This is a genomic window from Streptomyces sp. NPDC056600, assembly GCF_042792855.1.
Lineage (GTDB): Bacteria > Actinomycetota > Actinomycetes > Streptomycetales > Streptomycetaceae > Streptomyces.
Window position 1 is genome coordinate 1 of record NZ_JBHTVQ010000015.1, and the last position, 16,084, is coordinate 16,084.

Consider the following 16,084-nt stretch of genomic DNA (forward strand, 5'->3'; position numbering starts at 1 on the left):
GCCGCGGCGGGACGTTCGGCCCTCTCGTCCGCCGCGGCAGGGCCGCAGGGCGGTGGGAGTCCCCGGCATGGGGCCGAGTGCGCGGGGCGGCGGGCGCACCAGCGCGACGCCGGCCCGCGCCGCGGCGGGTTCCGGTGCCGGGGATGTGGGAGCGGACCGGATGACCAGGACCACGGACGAGCCGGCCAGGACCGAGGTCCCCACCGGCTCGAGGTGGGACGGCGGAGCTCCGCGGCCGAGGAGCCGCGTGGGTTCGCGGGGCCGTCGCCGCGGGGCGGCACGGGACGGCGCGGCGGGGCGGCAGGGCGGCGGGGCCTGACGCCGACGCCCACGTCCGTCCGTCACCGCCGCCCTGGGTGGGCCGATGCCGCAGCCCGGGACGGGCCGTCACCGGCGCCCGGGACGGGCCGGGCCGTCACCGGGAACCGTCCGACACCGCACCCCAGGACGGTCGGGCACCGCTCCCCCGGGACCGCTGAGCACGCTGACCGGGGCGGTGCGGCACCGGCACCGGCGCCCGGGACGGTCGGGCACGCCGGCCCAGGGCGGACCCGACCTGCACCCGCACTCGCACTCGCACTCGCACCCGCATCTGCCGGGCAGCGCAGCCGGTGACGGCCCCGACTCCGGTGCCGGGGGCCGGAGTCGGGGCCGTGGCCGGAGGCGGGTCAGCCGTGGGGGACGACGGCGACGGGGCAGGGGACGTGGTGCAGGGCGGCGTGGGCGACGGGGCCCAGGTGGGCGCCCAGGCGCTGCCCGCCGCGGCGTCCCACCACCAGGAGCCCCGCGTCGTGGGCCTCGTGCACCAGCACCGACGCCGCCCGGCCCTCGACGACCGTCCAGGTCACCGGGACCTCCGGGTACTTGTCGCGCCAGGCGTGGGCCACCGCGGCCACCGTGTGCTCCGCGTCGGCCCGGGCCTGGGCGGCCGCCTCGGCCACCGGTCCCGTCGCCAGGCGTTCGGTGGCCGGGACCGCGATGACCAGCGAGGAGTCGGTCACGGCCCGCAGCGGGGTGCGGAAGGCGTGCACCACCCGCAGCCCGGTGCCGCGCAGCCGGGCCGCCTCGAAGGCGAACCCGACGGTCTCGTCGCACGGCTCGCCGGTGTCCAGCCCGAGCACCACCTCGCGGTAGGGCGTCCGCGGGATCTCCTCGGGCGCGATCCCGTCCGTGGCGGGCAGGTGGTCGTCACTCGTGCCGCGCCCTGCCCGGACCAGCACCACGGGCCCCTCGGCGCGGGCGACCACCCGTTGGGAGACGGAGCCCGTCACGAACCCGCCGAACGCGCCGAGGCCGAGCGACCCCAGGACCAGCAGGTCACTGCCGGCGACTGCCGAGGTGAGGGCGCCGACCGGGGAGTCGCACACCAGCCGCTCGGTGATCCGCAGTCCGGGGTGGGCGGCCCGCAGGCCGCGCGCCGCCTCCCCGAGGACCGTGCGGGCCCACTCGTACTCGCTGGTCCCGGTGGGTACGTCGGACCCGGGGCGGACGTGACGGTGCCAGGTGTGCAGCACGGTCAGGCCGGTCCCCCGGCGGCCGGCCTCCGCGGCCGCCCAGTGGGCGGCGGCCAGGCTCGCGGCCGATCCGTCGACCCCCACGGTGATGTCGTGCTGCATGACGCGTCCTCTCCAGGGCCGTTGCCTACTCTCGGTACCGCAACCGTGCTCCCGTGACGGGCCGCCGGCCGAGGGGCCGGGCGGCCCTCGAAGGGGTCTCTTCGGCCCCCGCCCGGGGACGGAAGGGCCCTGGCCGGCGACCCGGCGGCGGGCGCACGCTCCTGTCACCACCTCGACGAGGCCAAGGGAGCGAAGCTCATGACTGCCAAGGACACCGGTGTCCGTCACCTGACCGACGCCGTGCTGGTGCGTGCCGACGGCGCGGTGGACGAGGAGTCCCTCGCCTACGTCCGCGAGAAGGTGTCGGCCGCGCTGGGCCGGCCCGGACTGCCGGAGGCGGTCGGCGAGGTGCGCGTCGTCAGGGCGTCGGCGCACCATGTCGAGCGGCCCTGGTGGGCGGGGGCGGACCTGCAGGTGGGCGAGGACCTGGTCGTCGTCCACGTCCGTGAGGCGACCGTCCGGGAGCTGGCCGACCGTCTCCACGACAAGCTGCGCGCCCGGGTGGAACGCGCGGCGCACCGCGAGGAGCGGACCCGCCGGGCGGCCGTACCGCCGCCGTGGCGCGGGGGTCCGGGCCGCTGAACCGGACGCCGGCCTCGCGGTGCGCGGGCCGGGCGGGCGCAGGCCGAGGAGCGGGACCGGTACCGGCGGTCCCGCTCCTCGGCCATTCCCGCTCCCCGGCAGCTGTCCGCCCCAGGAGGGCCGAGGGTCCCGGGGCGGACAGGGACGTCCGGTCCCGGTCGGGGCCGTCCGGCACCGGGCCCCGAACTTCCTTACGCAGCACAGTGGTTGGCGGAAGCAGGGCCGCACGGCTCCGCTCCCCCGACGCCGCCGGACGTACCGGCGGCCCCGATCACGGAGGCGGACCACCATGACCCGACAGGACGCGCCGAGCAGGGCCAGGGCCGGCGCCGAGGCGGCGCCGTCGGATGCCGCGGTCGCCGTCGACCGGCTCGTCGAGGGAGGCCTGAAGGCCCTCGCCGACTACGAGTCGCTCACCCAGGAGCAGGTCGACCACATCGTCAGGAAGGCGTCCGTGGCCGCCCTGGACCAGCACACGGCGCTCGCCCGCCTGGCCGTCGAGGAGACCGGCCGCGGGGTGTTCGAGGACAAGGCCGTCAAGAACATGTTCGCCTGCGAGCACGTCACCCACAGCATGGGCGGCATGAAGACGGTCGGCGTCGTCGCCCGCGACGACATCGAGGACATGGTCGAGATCGCCGAGCCGGTGGGCGTGGTGGCAGCGGTCACCCCCGTCACCAACCCGACCTCCACCACGATCTTCAAGGCGTTGATGGCGCTGAAGACCCGCAACCCGGTGGTGTTCGCCTTCCACCCGTCCGCCCAGCGGTGCAGCACCGAGGCGGCGCGCGTGGTCCGCGACGCGGCCGTCGCGGCGGGGGCGCCGGAGAACTGCGTGCAGTGGATCGAGGAGCCGTCGGTCGAGGCGACCGGCGTCCTGATGAAGCACCCCGGTATCGCGCTGATCCTCGCCACCGGCGGCAACGCCATGGTGAAGGCCGCCTACTCGGCGGGCAAACCGGCGCTCGGCGTGGGCGCGGGCAACGTCCCGGCCTACGTGCACCGCAGCGCCAAGCTGGCGCGGGCGGTCAACGATCTCGTCCTGTCGAAGTCGTTCGACAACGGCATGATCTGCGCCTCCGAGCAGGCCGTGATCCTCGACGCGGAGATCTACGACGCGGCGCTCGCCGAGTTCCGCACCCTGCACGCCCACCTGGCGACCGCCGAGGAGAAGGCGAAGCTGGAGGCGTTCCTCTTCCCGGCGGGCCGCGCCCCGGGCGGCGGCTGCGAACCGAAGGTGAACGCCGCCGCGGTCGGGCAGAGCCCCGTGTGGATCGCCGAGCAGGCCGGTTTCGGCGTGCCGGAGGGCACCTCGCTCATCCTGGTGGAGGCCGCACGGGTCGGCCCGGACGAGCCGCTGACCCGGGAGAAGCTGTGCCCGGTGCTGGCCGTGCTGCGGGCCGAGGACGAGCGGCAGGGCTTCGGCCTGGCCGCCGACATGGTCGCCTTCCACGGCCAGGGCCACAGCGCCGTCGTCCACACCGAGGACCGCGCGGTCGCCGAGGCGTACGGCAGGCGGATGAAGACGGTCCGCGTCATCGTCAACTCCCCGTCCTCGCAAGGTGCGATCGGCGGCGTCTACAACGGCCTGCTGCCCTCGCTGACGCTGGGCTGCGGCTCCTGGGGGAGCACCTCGGTGTCGAACAACGTGTCCGCCCCGCAGCTGCTCAACGTCAAGCGGGTCTCCGCCCGCCGCAACAACCTGCAGTGGTTCAAGGTGCCGCCGAAGATCTACTTCGAGCCGCAGTCGATCCGGTACCTGGCCTCGATGCCGGACGTCCACCGCGTCACCGTCGTCACCGACGCGACGATGACCCGGCTCGGCTTCGTCGACCGGATCAGCCGGGTCCTGCGGCGGCGCCGTGAGCCGGTGGTGCTGCAGATCATCGACAACGTCCAGCCGGAGCCCAGCATCGACTCGGTGCGCGACGGCGCCCGCCTGATGGGCGACTTCCGCCCGGACACGATCATCGCGCTGGGCGGCGGCTCCCCGATGGACGCCGCGAAGGTGATGTGGTTGCTGTACGAGCAGCACGCGGCCGGTGTGGAGGTCGACTTCGCGGACATGCGGCAGAAGTTCTCCGACATCCGCAAGCGCGCGTTCCGCTTCCCGGAGCTGGGCCGGCTGGCCCGACTGGTGTGCGTGCCGACCACCTCGGGCACCGGCGCGGAGGTCACCCCGTTCGCCGTCATCTCCGACCCGGCCACCGGCAAGAAGTACCCGCTGGCCGACTACGCGCTCACCCCGAGCGTCGCCATCGTCGACCCGCTGCTCACCGCGGCGCTGCCGCCGGCGCTCGCCGCGGACAGCGGCTTCGACGCCCTCACCCACGCGATCGAGGCGTACGTCTCCGTCTACGCCAACGACTTCACCGACGGCCTCGCCCTGCACGCGATCAGGCTGATCTTCGGCAACATCGAGGCGGCGGTGAACGACCGCGCCGGGGCGCCGGAGGCCCGGGAGAAGATGCACAACGCCGGCACCATCGCGGGCATGGCCTTCGGCAACGCCTTCCTGGGCATCGTGCACGCCATGTCGCACACCCTCGGCGCCACCTTCCACATCGCGCACGGACGGACCAACGCGGTGCTGCTGCCGCACGTGATCCGGTACAACGGCACGGTGCCGGCGAAGCTCACCGGGTGGCCCAAGTACGAGAGCTACCGGGCGCCCGAGCGCTTCCAGGAGATCGCGCGGGCCCTCGGCCTGCCCACCGCCACCCCGGCCGAGGGCGTGGAGTCCCTGGCCGTCGCCGTCGAGCGGCTGCGCGAGGCCGTCGGCATCGAGCCCTCGTTCCGGGCGCTGGGCGTCGACGAGCAGGCGTTCCTGGCCGCCCTGCCGCAGCAGGCGCTGAACGCCTACGAGGACCAGTGCGCGCCGGCCAACCCGCGCATGCCGATGCTGGACGACATGCGGCGCCTCATGCGGGACGCGTACGACGGCTGACGGCCCCGGCCGGCTCCGGGACACGACGGAGGCCGGGCGGAACCTGTCACAGGGTCCGCCCGGCCTCCGTCGTGCCGTGGGGTGAGTCCCTGCAGGTCGGGCTCAGTCCGTCCCCTCTTCCGCGTCTTCCGCGCGGGCGGGCACGTCGGCCTCGGGGGACGGGAGCGGCAGACGGATGCCGTAGGCGCTGCGGCCGCCGACCAGTTCGCGGCCGGTGACCCGTTGCGGGGCGATGCGCAGGAACACCTCCTGTGGCCAAGGCACCCAGGAGGCGGGCCCGGTGCGGGTCAGGCGCTGGTGCTCGGCCGGGTCGGTCACGACGCTCGCCGTCCCGGTGACGACGACGCTCCAGCCGGAGTGGGCGGCCCCGTCGACCGCGTCGGCCTCGAAGGCGACGACCTCGCCGTCGACGGCCCGGACCAGCTCGGAGGCGGCCGAGGTACGCAGCAGGACGCCGCCGTGGTCGAGGGCGAAGTTGACGGGGAGCACGGAGGGGAGCGCCTGCCGGGTGTGCACGACACGGCCCACCGTGGCGGTCGCCAGCCGCCGCAGGCTCTCCTCGCGGTCCAGTTCGCGGAATCCGTCGTTTCGGTACATGCGTGCCGTGCCTCTCTCGGTGTCGGGCGTTCACGTGGCGGCGGGTGGCGGGCGGCGGTCGTCCGCCGGTCGGTGCGGGGCGTGGGGCCGTGGCGATCCGGGGGTGGGTCACGGCCCGACGGCCGCCCCCCTCCACCCCCCGTGTCCGTCCGCCCCCTGGCCCTCCGCCCCGTGTGCGTCCGTACCGTGTCGTCAGGGCCGGGCGGGTGTCAGAGCCGGCGCAGCCAGTCGTCGGCGACCCCGTGCACGGCCGCCGGTTCGGGCTTGATCCGGGTGTCGTCGGTCCGGTGGCCGAGTTCGTCGACGACGGCGACGACTCCGGCGATCTTCCGGGTCATCGACACGGCGGCCTCCGCCTCGCTGCGGCGTTCCGTCACGCCCCGCAGGGTGACGACGCCCTGGCTGACGGAGACCTCCACGCTCCGCGGCGACAGCCACAGCCCACGGCCCAGCACCTCGCGGAGGACCTCCTCGCGCAGGCCCTCGTCGGTGCGCAGGAAGACCCGCAGCAGGTCGTGCCGGGTGACGATGCCGACCAGCCGGTCCTCCTCGTCGATCACCGGCAGCCGGTCCACGTGCCGCCGCACCATGGTGCGGGCGGCCTGGACGACGCTGTCCTCGGCGTGCACGGTGACCGGCGAGGCGGTCATCAGACCGCCCGCGGTGCGCGCCCGGCCCTTGGCGGCGTACCGGCGCGCGGTCGGCGTCATCGAGGGGAGCCGGGGCTTCGGCGTCGGCGGTTCCCAGCCGTCGGGGGCCTGCGCCTGGTGGACCATCAGGTCCGTCCCGGAGACGACGCCGACCACGTGGTCCTCGTCGTCCACGACGGGCAGCCCGCTGATCCGGTGCTCGGCGAGCAGCCGGGCGACCTCCTTGAACGGGGTGTCGTGCCGGGCCCGGACGACGTCGGTGGTCATCACGGCACCGACCTTGGTCTGCTTCATGGCGCTTCCTCCTCGGTACAGCGGGCGCGGTACAGCGGGCGCGGGCACGACCCTGGCACCGGAGCGGCGCCGGACGTGTCGGCGGTGGGGCTCGGCGTTCCCGCCGGCGGGCGGGGACGGTGGTGGGGCGGCCGCCCGGGTGGGGCGGCCGAGGTGCGGAACGAGCGAGGTGCGGAACGTGCGAGGTGTGAAGGGCCGTGGGGCGCGCCCGTTCAGGCGTCGGGGACGACCACGACGGGGCAGTCGCCGTGTTGCAGGACCCGATGGGCGACGCGCCCGAGATGGGGCCCGAGGTGCTTGGGGTCACGGCGGCCGATGACCAGCAGTCCGGCCTCCTTCGAGGCGTCGAGCAGCACCTGGCCGGGCGGGCCCTCGGCGGTCCGCCGTTCCAGGTCGAGGTGCGGCGGCGCGTCGGTGAGGGCGGCCTCCAGTTCGGCCGCGGCCCGCGCGGCGTGCATGTGCTCCGGATCGCCGGTGAGCAGCGGGTGGTCGAGGGGGTCGTGCGAGGGGCAGCGCCAGGCGCGGACGGCGGTCAGCGGGACCCGGCGCCGGGCGGCCTCCTCGCAGGCGAAGCGCATCGCGGCGGTCGGCGCCTCGGCCGCGCCCACGACGATCCGGTCCCGGCCGGGACCTGGTGTCCGGCCTTCCGGACCGCGGACCACGACGACCGGGCAGCGCGCGCGGGTGGCGACGGTCAGGCTCACCGAGCCGAGCAGGGCGTGGGCGAGGGCGCCGCGGCCCCGCGTGCCGACGACCACGGCCGAGGACCGGCGGCCCTCGCGGAGCAGGACGTACTCGGGTTCCTCGGGCACCACGTCGGTGGTGACGTCGAGGTCCGCCCGGCGGTACCGGGCCCGCAGGGCGGCGGCGCGCAGGATGTCCTCGCCGCTCGCCTGGCCGGCCGGTCCGCCGAACTCGTCGGCGAGGGCGGGGCCTTCGTACCGCTCCCACCGGGAGGCGTGGACAAGCCGCAGCGGGACGCCGTGCAGGGCGGCCTCGTCGGCCGCCCAGTCGACGGCCCGCAGGCTGTGCTCGGAGCCGTCGACGCCGACGACCAGGGGCAGACGCACGGTGCTCATCCCTCCCGGGTGAGGTCGAAGACGATGCGGGCCTTGACGTCGCCGCGCAGGACCTCGTCGACGGCCTCGTTGACCGCGGCGAGCGGCCGGGTCTCGTGGACGACCCGGGTGCGGCCCGCGGCGTGCAGCCGGAAGACCTCGTCGAGGTCCTGGCGGGTGCCGACGATGGAGCCGATCACCGAGGTGCCGTTGAGGACGGTGTCGAAGATCGGGATCTCCAGGGTGCTGTGGGCCGGCAGGGCCACCATGACGAGCTTCCCGCCGCGCCGCAGCCCGGCGTTGACGGCCGCGAAGGCGGCCGGGTCCACGGCGAGGGCGAGAGCCGCGTGGGCCCCTCCGTGCCGCCTGAGTTCGGCGGCGACGTCCTGGGTGCGGGCGTCGACGACGATGTCCGCGCCCAGTTCACGGGCGAGTGCGAGCTTGTCGTCGGTGACGTCGATCGCGACGACGGTGGCGCCGGCGATCTTCGCGTACTGGACGGCGAGGTGGCCGAGGCCGCCCACCCCGGAGATCGCGACGAGTTGGGCGGGGCCGACGCCGGCGACCTTCAGCGCCTTGTAGGTGGTGACGCCCGCGCAGGTCAGCGGGGCGGCGTCGACGGCGCTGACGCCCTCGGGCACGCGCTGTGCGAAGTCGGCGCGGGCCAGCATCTTCTCGGCGTACCCGCCGTCGCAGCCGTAGCCGGTGTTGACCTGGCTCTCGCAGAGCGTCTCCCAGCCGGACAGGCAGTGCTCGCAGCGTCCGCAGGCGCTGCCCAGCCAGGGCACGGCGACCCGGTCGCCGACCGACAGGTGGGTGACGCCCTCGCCGAGCTTCTCGACCAGGCCGACGCCCTCGTGTCCGGGCACGAAGGGCGGTACCGGCTTGACCGGCCAGTCGCCGTGCGCGGCGTGGATGTCGGTGTGACACAGTCCGGACGCCTCGACGCGGATGCGGACCTGGCCCGGGCCGGGCTCGGGGTCGGGGCGCTCCTCGATGACGAGCGGGGCGCCGAACTCCTCGACCACTGCTGCCTTCATCGTTCTCTCTTCTCTCCTCGGCCGGCCTTCTCCTCGGCCGGCGCCGCGTCAGTCGTGGGCGACGACCGCGACGGGGGCGGTGGCATGGTGCATGACCGCCTGGGCGACGGACCCGATGTGGGTGCCGAGCGGGTTGCGGCGGACGCGGCGGCCGACGACGACCAGCGAGGCCTCGCGGGAGGCGTCGACCAGGTGGTCGGCGGGGCTGCCGAGACGGCACGCCTCGACGACCTCGGCCCGCGGGTACTTCTCCCGCCAGGGCCGCAGCGCCTCGGCGAGTTCGGCGGCGGCCTCACGGGCGAGCTCGTCACGGGGGCTGACGCCGGCCGCCAGGTCGTACACGGCGTAGGGCGGCAGGTACCAGCTGCTGCTGACGACCAGCGGGGTGTCGCGGCGCAGCGCCTCCTCGAAGGCGAACGCGATGAGCGTGCCGTCGGGGTGGCCGGCGTCGAGGCCGAGGACGACGGGCCGGAAGCGGGTCCCGGTGGACGGGGCGCCCTGGGCGTCCTCGACGTGTTCGTCGGCGGCCTTCTCCCCGGCGCGGACGAGGACGACGGGGACCTGGGCCCGGGACACCACGGCCCGGCCGACGGATCCGACCAGGAAGCCGCCGACACCGCTGAGCGCCCGGGAGCCGAGGACCAGCAGTTCGGCGTCGCGGGCGGCGTCCAGCAGGCCCTGGGCGGAGGCGTCGTCGACGTGCTGGACGCCGACCTCCAGGCCGGGGTGACGCTCCCTCAGCCGGGAGGCGGCCTCACGCGGTATGCGCTCGGTCCAGTGGCGGCGGGTCTCGGCGGTCACGAGCATGCCTTCGCCCATCGGTTGCGGCATCGACTGCCAGACGTGGACCAGCTGGACGGCGGAGCCCCGCAGCCGGGCCTCGCGGGCGGCCCAGTCGGCCGCGGCGCGGCTCTCGGCCGAGCCGTCGAATCCAACGATGATCGTGCCGGTCATGGCACCCACCTCCAGGGGGTGTTCGTCAACGGGCGGTACGGGCGGTGCTGGCTGTGCGGGTTCGGACGTCCGGCGCCGTCTTCGCGTCCGGCGCCGTCTTCGCGTCCGGCGCCGTCTTCGGGTGGCGCGGAGGGCGGCGGGACCGGGCGGGCCAGGCGGGCCGCCCGGTCGCTTCCGGTGGGTCGCTGTGCGGTCGGGGCCCCCGGTCAGTCGTGCGGGACGACGGCCACCGGCGCGGCGCCGTGGTGCAGCAGCGCCTGGACGACCGGGCCGATGTGGGCGCCGACCGCCGACCGGCGGATCCTGCGGCCGACGACGACCAGCGCCGCGTCGGCCGACGCCTCGATCAGGTGGGAGCCGGCTCCGCCGACCACGGCCTGCGCGATCACCTCGACCTCGGGGAACTTCTCCCGCCAGGGCGCCAGCACCTCGGCCAGCTCCTGCGGCGCCCGCGCGGCCAGGTCCTCGCGCAGCTCGGGCATGAGGTCGCCGCCGTAGTAGTAGGGGGGAACGGTCCGGCCGTGCACGACCCGCAGGGGCGCGCCGCCGCGGGAGGCGGCCTCGAAGGCATAGGCGATCACTTCGTCACCGGGCTTCTCCAGGTCGAGGCCGAGGACGATCTCCCGGGCGGCCGGGGCCCCGTCGCCGGCCGGCCGCTCCACCGCAGCCTCGCCGTGCACGCCGGGCCGCACGACGACCACCGGCCGCTCGCTGCGGGCCAGCACCGCCTGGGAGAAGGAGCCGATCAGGAACCCGGCGATCCTGCCGAGGCCGCGTGAGCCCAGCACCAGCAGCTCGGACTCCTCCGCGGCCCGGAGCAGCGCCGTGACGGGCTGCCCGGTGAGTTCCTGGGACTCGACCCTCAGCTCGGGGTGACGGTGCGCGAGGTGGGTCCGCGCCTCGTCCAGGAGGCGTGCCGACCACTCCTGTCGCAGGTCGCTCGGCGGCAGCGGTGCGGCGAGGGTGGCGGAGACGTAGACGGCGGGCTGCCAGTCGGCGGCGTTGACCAGCCGCAGGGGCAGGTCCCGCAGGAAGGCTTCGCGGGCGGCCCAGTCGGCGGCGGCGAGGCTTTCCGGCGAGCCGTCCAGGCCGACGGTGATGGTGCGGGTCATGGGGAACCTCCTTCAGGCTCCTCCGAGTCTTCGCCCCGCGCCCCTTCCCCGGCAGAGGCCGCTGGTCCCACCGCCGCGGCCGAGGGTCCCGGGCCCGGGGCCCGACGGTCCCGGCCGGCCCGGGACGGCCGGTCCCTGGTCGGGCGGGTGCGCTCAGTCGGTTTGCTGCCGCAGGCGGTCCTTCGCCTGGGTGGCGATCACGGCCGCCTGGATGCGCCGCTCGACGCCCAGCTTCGCCAGCAGACGGGAGATGTGGTTCTTCACCGTCTTCTCCGCGAGGTACAGCCGCAGGCCGATCTGCCGGTTGGTGAGGCCCTCGCCGATGAGGGCCAGGATCTCCCGCTCCCGCTCGGTGAGCCCCGTCAGCTCGTCCTGCTGCTCCTCCTTCTCCGGTCCGCCCCGCAGGCGGGCCATCAGCCTCGCCGTGGCGCTCGGGTCGAGCAGCGACTCGCCCCGGGCCACCGCGCGCACGGCCGACACCAGGTCGGAGCCCTGGATCTGCTTCAGCACGTACCCGGAGGCGCCGGCCATGATCGAGTCGAGCAGCGCCTCCTCGTCGTCGAAGGAGGTCAGCATCAGGCAGGCCAACTCCGGCATCCGCGACCGCAGTTCGCGGCACACGCTCACGCCGTCGCCGTCCGGGAGGCGCACGTCGAGCACCGCGACGTGCGGGCGCAGGGCGGGTATGCGGATCAGCGCCTGTTCGACCGTGCCGGCCTCCCCGACCACGGTGAGGTCCGGTTCGTCGTCGAGCAGGTCGTGCACTCCCCGCCGGACCACCTCGTGGTCGTCCAGCAGGAAGACCCGGATCGGCTCGTCCTGCCCGGGCCGCTCGCCGTCCGTCATGTGCTGCTCCTCTTTCCTCGGGTTTCCTCGGGCCGAACCGACTGGCCAGGCTACCGGCCGACCGGACATCCTCTCCGATCCGGTTCCAGGTGGCCACCCCCGGCTGCCGGCCAGGTCCGCGGTCAGGCGTCGCCGGCCGGCTCGACCAGGACCTCGTGCGCGCCGGGCGCCAGGAAGGCGAGCAGGGCGGCGCCCTCCCGCTCCACCTCCTCGCGTTCCCGCGCGCCCAGCGCGGCGTAGGGGGTGACGACCAGCCGGGCGGCCCGGCGGCCCTTCTTCTCCTTGCGCCAGACGCCGCGCACGAAGCCGTCGACCAGGAGTGTGCCGGGGATCACGGCGTTGCGGGTCATCATCCGGCGTTGGCTCCCGGGACTGACGATCCGGGAACGGTCGGCGTGCGAGAGGACCGCGTTGTCGTACTCGGCGAGGAAGCGCACCGGGGCGGGGGTGTCCGGGTCGGGGCGCGGCGCGTCGGGGAGGTCGAAGAGTTCGGTCCCCCTCTCGTCCGTGAAGACCAGGAGCTCCTCCCGCAGGCCGTCCAGGGTCTGCCGCTGGCGGGTCAGCCCGGACCAGGTCTGCACGTCCGCCACCGAGGCCGGGCCGAAGGCGGCGAGGTAGCGGCGCACCAGCAGTTCCGGGTCGGGGGCCGGCGCCATGGGGGCCGACAGCCAGGTCTCGGCGGTGGCGAACACCGGCTGTCCCGAGCGGCCCCACAGACCGCGCGGCGGGAGCTGCACCAGGGGCACCGCGGCGCGCAGCGCGACCACCAGCAGGGAGACGTCCAGACCGGGCCACCGCCCGGCCAGCAGCCGCGACAGCTCGGCCGAGCTGCGCGGCTGCTCGTCCAACCAGGCCCGCCCGGTGGCCTCCAGCTCGGCGGGGTCGACGCCGTCCAGCTGCCGCCACACGCGCGGCCCGACGGCACGCTCGATGCCGGGCCGCAGGGTGGGGCGCAGCAAGCGGCAGTCCTCGGCGGTGACCAGGTGGACGGTGCTGCGCTGCAGGGCGAGACGCACCGCGGACCGCTCCAGCAGCAGGGTCGACAGTTCCTCGGCGTCGAAGTCGCGCATCCTGGTCCACAGGCCGACGTAGGGGGCCTGCGGGTCCTGCGCCTGCAGGCCGGCGAGGTGCTCGACGACCGCGTGCGCGGACGACGGGACGCGCTCCAGGAGGAGCTGGCGGGCCAGGAAGGCCCGGTTGAGCGCCCGGCGGGTCAGGGTGGCCGGTCGCGTGGAGGTGAGCGCCATTCAAGTGCCGTCCTTGTTGAGGTCGGAGGCCGGAGGCCGGGGAGTCGGGGGCGGGGAGGCAGGAGCCGGGAGGCGGGGAGGCGGCTCGTGACCTCACGGTAGAGGCCATTGCGGACGGTTTCCGTCCTCAATGCAGTCATTGGCCGCACTGGACCCCCGTGGCTCCTGTCCCGTCGACGCGAAGGCGCCGAGGCGGTTCTGCGGGGGTTCCGCGGGGCTGCCGAACCGTTCCTCGGCCGCCGCGCCCGGCGTGGCGTCCGGCGTCGCCCGGTGTCCGGCGCGATGCTCGGCCGGACGGGTCCGGCGGGGCCGCGCCCGTTCCACCGCCTCACCGAACCTGGAGCGACGACATGACCGTGGCGGTCGTCCTGTTCACCGCCGACCTGCGGCTGCACGACCACCCTCCGCTGGCCGCCGCCCTCGCCGCGGCCGACGAGGTGGTGCCGCTGTTCGTCCGCGACCCGGGGGTGCACGCCGTCGGGTTCGACGTCCCCAACCGCGCCGCCTTCCTCGCAGCGTGCCTGGCCGACCTCGACGCGTCCTTGCGCGGGCGCGGTGGACGCCTGGTGGTGCGGTCCGGGCCGGTGGAACGGGAGGTCGCGGCGGTCGCCGGGGAGTGCGGGGCCGACGAGGTGCACCTGGCCGCGGGGGTCACCGGGTACGCCCACCGGCGGGAGGAGCGGCTGCGGGAGGCGCTGCGCGGGCGGGGTGTGGAGGTGCGGACCCACGACGCGGTGATCACCGCCGTGACGCCGGGCGCGGTCACCCCGGCGAAGACCGACCACTTCGCCGTGTTCTCCCCCTACTTCCGCCGCTGGTCCCAGGAGCGGCTGCGCGACCCGCTCCCGGCGCCCCGCGCCGTGCGGGTGCCCGAGGCGGCGCGCGGGGAGGCGCTGCCGCCCCGCGACGGGCGGGACGGGATCTCGCCGGGGCTGCTCCCCGGCGGGGAGAGCGCGGGGCGTGGGCGGCTGAACGACTGGCTGCGGTCGGGCATCGACGCCTACGACGAGGGGCAGGACGACCTGGCGGGCGACGTGACCTCCCGGCTGTCGCCGTACCTGCACTTCGGCGCGCTGTCGCCGGTGGAGCTGGTCCGGCGGGCCCGTGAGCACGGGGGTGCGGGGGCGGAGGCGTTCGTGCGGCAGTTGTGCTGGCGGGACTTCCACCACCAGGTGCTGGCGGCCCGCCCCGACGCGTCCGTGCGGGACTACCGCACCCGGGACGACCACTGGCGCGGGGAGGACGCGGCACACGAGGAGATCACCGCGTGGCGGGAGGGCCGCACCGGGTATCCCATGGTGGACGCGGCGATGCGGCAACTGGCCCACGAGGGCTGGATGCACAACCGGGGGCGGCTGCTGGCGGCCAGCTTCCTGACCAAGACCCTGTACGTGGACTGGCGGATCGGCGCGCGGCACTTCCTCGACCTGCTGGTGGACGGGGACGTCGTCAACAACCAGCTGAACTGGCAGTGGGTGGCCGGCACGGGGACGGACACCCGGCCGCACCGGGTGCTCAACCCGGTGGTCCAGGGCAAGCGGTTCGATCCCCGCGGCGCGTACGTCCGGCGGTGGGTGCCGGAGTTGCGGGACGTGGCGGACCGGTTCGTGCACGAGCCGTGGCGGCTGCCGGAGGAGGAACGGGCGGCTCTCGGGTATCCCCCGCCGCTGGTCGACCTCGCGGACGGGCTGGCCCGGTTCCGCCACGCCCGGGGACGGGACCGGGCCGACGGCTGACCCTGCCCCGTGCGTCGCGGGGCCTCCGCCGAGGGACCGTACGCCGCAGTGCGGGTCTCGCGCGTACGGCGCCGTCGCCTGCGCGCGGTGGGGCGAGCCGCCCGCCGCGGAAGCGCCCCCGTGCCCTCATGCCCGGCCGCCCGGCCGCCCGGCCGCCCGGCCGCCCGCAGGAAAGGCAGGCACAGACCGCGCTGCGAGGTCAGGCGGAGGCGCGATGGACGAGGCGGGTCGGCATGATGACGGGGGTGAAGGGGGTGCGGTCGACGGCCTCGCCGGCGGCGCAGTCCGCGATGTGGTCGAGGAGGGTCCGGGCCATCAGCCGCCCCAGTTCCTCCGCGTCCTGGTTGACGGTCGTCAGCGGTGGGTCCGTGGCCTCGGCGATGGCGGGGATGTCGTCGAACCCCACCACGGCGACGTCTTCGGGCACCCTGCGCCCGCGCTCCCTCAGCACCCGCAGCGCCCCGGCCGCCATCAGGTCGGAGGCGACGAACACCGCGTCCACGTCCGGGTTCCTCTCGAGCAGACGGCGCATCGCAGCAGCGCCGCCCGCCTCGGTGAAGTCGCCCTCGACCACCATCTCCGGCGCCGCGTCGGGCAGCACGTCGCGGTAGCCGCGCAGCCGGTCCACCGCCGCGGTCTGCTCCATCGCCCCGGTGATCGTCGCCACGGCGCGGCGGCCGAGCCCCACCAGGTGCCGGACCGCCTCGCGCGCGCCGCCACGATTGTCCGAGTTGACGTACAGGTAGCGGTCCGACTCGGCCCGGCCGGACGGCGGCCGTCGGCCGACGCACACGGCGGGCAGCGCGAGCCGGTCCGTCATGTCGGGCAGCGGGTCGTCGGCGCGCAGCGAGAGCAGCAGCGCCCCGTCGACGTGCCCGCGGCTGAGGAAGTCCTCGACCCGCGCGTAGTCCTCGGGCTCCTCGATGAAGAGCAGCACCGGGTACGAGCCCCGCTCGACGAGCTCCCGCCGGATGCCGTGCTGCTGCAGGGAGAAGTACGGGTCGACGAAGAGCCGGTGCTGCGGCTCGGTGATCACCACGGCGACCGTGTCGCTGCGCCGGGTCACCAGGCTCCTGGCGTTCTGGTTCGGCACGTAGCCGAGCTCGCGCACCACCTCGCGCACCCGCCGCACGGCGTCCGGGCTCACCGCCGGCTGCCCGTTGATCACCCGGGAGACGGTGGACCGCGAGACCCCCGCCCTGCGGGCGACGGCTTCCAGCGTGGGCCGCCCCGCGGCACTCCGGTCGGTCGTCACCTCACCACTCCCTCACGCGAACCGCACCGGTCGAAACCTCGGCCGGCAGTGATCACACTAACCGCCGCCGAGCCCGCTCCGGGCCACTCGGGCACGCACCGTGACACCTGTCATCCGACGTCAACAGGCCCGTCACCTGTCCGACTCGCA

At 75.3% G+C, this 16,084-nt stretch carries 13 protein-coding genes; 3 read left to right on the top strand and 10 right to left on the bottom strand.

Annotation, left to right across the window (positions count from 1 at the left end; genetic code table 11):
* Nucleotides 1-668: 668 nt before the first annotated feature.
* Complete coding sequence (locus tag ACFRAV_RS10335) at nt 669-1,616, bottom strand: universal stress protein (RefSeq protein ID WP_382553457.1); 948 nt, start codon at nt 1,614-1,616, stop codon at nt 669-671.
* Between the two features lie 198 nt (nt 1,617-1,814).
* Here ACFRAV_RS10335 and ACFRAV_RS10340 point away from each other — a divergent pair, with 198 nt between their 5' ends.
* Together ACFRAV_RS10340 and adhE are read left to right on the top strand one after the other, a co-directional pair.
* Complete coding sequence (locus tag ACFRAV_RS10340) at nt 1,815-2,198, top strand: hypothetical protein (RefSeq protein ID WP_382553459.1); 384 nt, start codon at nt 1,815-1,817, stop codon at nt 2,196-2,198.
* Between the two features lie 289 nt (nt 2,199-2,487).
* Entirely contained in the window at nt 2,488-5,145 is a 2,658-nt protein-coding gene (adhE, locus tag ACFRAV_RS10345) for a bifunctional acetaldehyde-CoA/alcohol dehydrogenase (RefSeq protein ID WP_382553461.1), read from the top strand.
* Nucleotides 5,146-5,247: 102 nt separating this feature from the next.
* On the opposite strand, the gene ACFRAV_RS10350 is transcribed toward adhE, so the two are convergent.
* The 8 genes from ACFRAV_RS10350 to ACFRAV_RS10385 all read right to left on the bottom strand — a co-directional run bounded on the left by ACFRAV_RS10350 (nt 5,248) and on the right by ACFRAV_RS10385 (nt 12,943).
* On the bottom strand, nt 5,248-5,742 hold the full coding sequence (locus ACFRAV_RS10350) for a pyridoxamine 5'-phosphate oxidase family protein (RefSeq protein WP_382553463.1): 495 nt from the start codon (nt 5,740-5,742) through the stop codon (nt 5,248-5,250).
* A 209-nt stretch (nt 5,743-5,951) separates the two neighbouring features.
* On the bottom strand, nt 5,952-6,686 hold the full coding sequence (locus ACFRAV_RS10355) for a CBS domain-containing protein (RefSeq protein ID WP_382553464.1): 735 nt from the start codon (nt 6,684-6,686) through the stop codon (nt 5,952-5,954).
* Nucleotides 6,687-6,898: 212 nt separating this feature from the next.
* Nucleotides 6,899-7,756 (bottom strand): universal stress protein, encoded by an 858-nt coding sequence (locus ACFRAV_RS10360; RefSeq protein ID WP_382553662.1) that lies wholly within the window; start codon nt 7,754-7,756, stop codon nt 6,899-6,901.
* A gap of 5 nt (nt 7,757-7,761) precedes the next feature.
* Nucleotides 7,762-8,784, bottom strand: coding sequence for an alcohol dehydrogenase AdhP (adhP, locus tag ACFRAV_RS10365; RefSeq protein ID WP_382553466.1), 1,023 nt, complete (start codon nt 8,782-8,784; stop codon nt 7,762-7,764).
* A gap of 48 nt (nt 8,785-8,832) precedes the next feature.
* The gene (locus ACFRAV_RS10370; protein ID WP_382553468.1) at nt 8,833-9,738 is read right to left on the bottom strand and encodes a universal stress protein; all 906 of its coding nucleotides are present in this window, start codon (nt 9,736-9,738) and stop codon (nt 8,833-8,835) included.
* A gap of 206 nt (nt 9,739-9,944) precedes the next feature.
* Complete coding sequence (locus tag ACFRAV_RS10375; RefSeq protein WP_382553471.1) at nt 9,945-10,850, bottom strand: universal stress protein; 906 nt, start codon at nt 10,848-10,850, stop codon at nt 9,945-9,947.
* A gap of 153 nt (nt 10,851-11,003) precedes the next feature.
* Nucleotides 11,004-11,696: a response regulator gene (locus tag ACFRAV_RS10380; protein ID WP_382553473.1), complete on the bottom strand. Its 693-nt coding sequence runs from the start codon at nt 11,694-11,696 to the stop codon at nt 11,004-11,006.
* A 122-nt stretch (nt 11,697-11,818) separates the two neighbouring features.
* Nucleotides 11,819-12,943, bottom strand: coding sequence for a winged helix DNA-binding domain-containing protein (locus ACFRAV_RS10385; RefSeq protein WP_382553474.1), 1,125 nt, complete (start codon nt 12,941-12,943; stop codon nt 11,819-11,821).
* Nucleotides 12,944-13,293: 350 nt separating this feature from the next.
* Between ACFRAV_RS10385 and ACFRAV_RS10390 the strand changes: the two genes are divergently transcribed.
* Entirely contained in the window at nt 13,294-14,679 is a 1,386-nt protein-coding gene (locus ACFRAV_RS10390) for a cryptochrome/photolyase family protein (RefSeq protein WP_382553476.1), read from the top strand.
* Nucleotides 14,680-14,878: 199 nt separating this feature from the next.
* Here ACFRAV_RS10390 and ACFRAV_RS10395 read toward each other — a convergent pair whose 3' ends face one another.
* On the bottom strand, nt 14,879-15,934 hold the full coding sequence (locus tag ACFRAV_RS10395; protein WP_382553478.1) for a LacI family DNA-binding transcriptional regulator: 1,056 nt from the start codon (nt 15,932-15,934) through the stop codon (nt 14,879-14,881).
* Nucleotides 15,935-16,084 lie beyond the last annotated feature (150 nt).

Bases quoted from the DNA above. Each gene is read 5' to 3' on its own strand.
- ACFRAV_RS10335 (WP_382553457.1), bottom strand. From the start codon at position 1,616: ATGCAGCACGACATCACCGTGGGGGTCGACGGATCGGCCGCGAGCCTG.
- ACFRAV_RS10340 (WP_382553459.1), top strand. From the start codon at position 1,815: ATGACTGCCAAGGACACCGGTGTCCGTCACCTGACCGACGCCGTGCTG.
- adhE (WP_382553461.1), top strand. From the start codon at position 2,488: ATGACCCGACAGGACGCGCCGAGCAGGGCCAGGGCCGGCGCCGAGGCG.
- ACFRAV_RS10350 (WP_382553463.1), bottom strand. From the start codon at position 5,742: ATGTACCGAAACGACGGATTCCGCGAACTGGACCGCGAGGAGAGCCTG.
- ACFRAV_RS10355 (WP_382553464.1), bottom strand. From the start codon at position 6,686: ATGAAGCAGACCAAGGTCGGTGCCGTGATGACCACCGACGTCGTCCGG.
- adhP (WP_382553466.1), bottom strand. From the start codon at position 8,784: ATGAAGGCAGCAGTGGTCGAGGAGTTCGGCGCCCCGCTCGTCATCGAG.
- ACFRAV_RS10370 (WP_382553468.1), bottom strand. From the start codon at position 9,738: ATGACCGGCACGATCATCGTTGGATTCGACGGCTCGGCCGAGAGCCGC.
- ACFRAV_RS10375 (WP_382553471.1), bottom strand. From the start codon at position 10,850: ATGACCCGCACCATCACCGTCGGCCTGGACGGCTCGCCGGAAAGCCTC.
- ACFRAV_RS10380 (WP_382553473.1), bottom strand. From the start codon at position 11,696: ATGACGGACGGCGAGCGGCCCGGGCAGGACGAGCCGATCCGGGTCTTC.
- ACFRAV_RS10385 (WP_382553474.1), bottom strand. From the start codon at position 12,943: ATGGCGCTCACCTCCACGCGACCGGCCACCCTGACCCGCCGGGCGCTC.
- ACFRAV_RS10390 (WP_382553476.1), top strand. From the start codon at position 13,294: ATGACCGTGGCGGTCGTCCTGTTCACCGCCGACCTGCGGCTGCACGAC.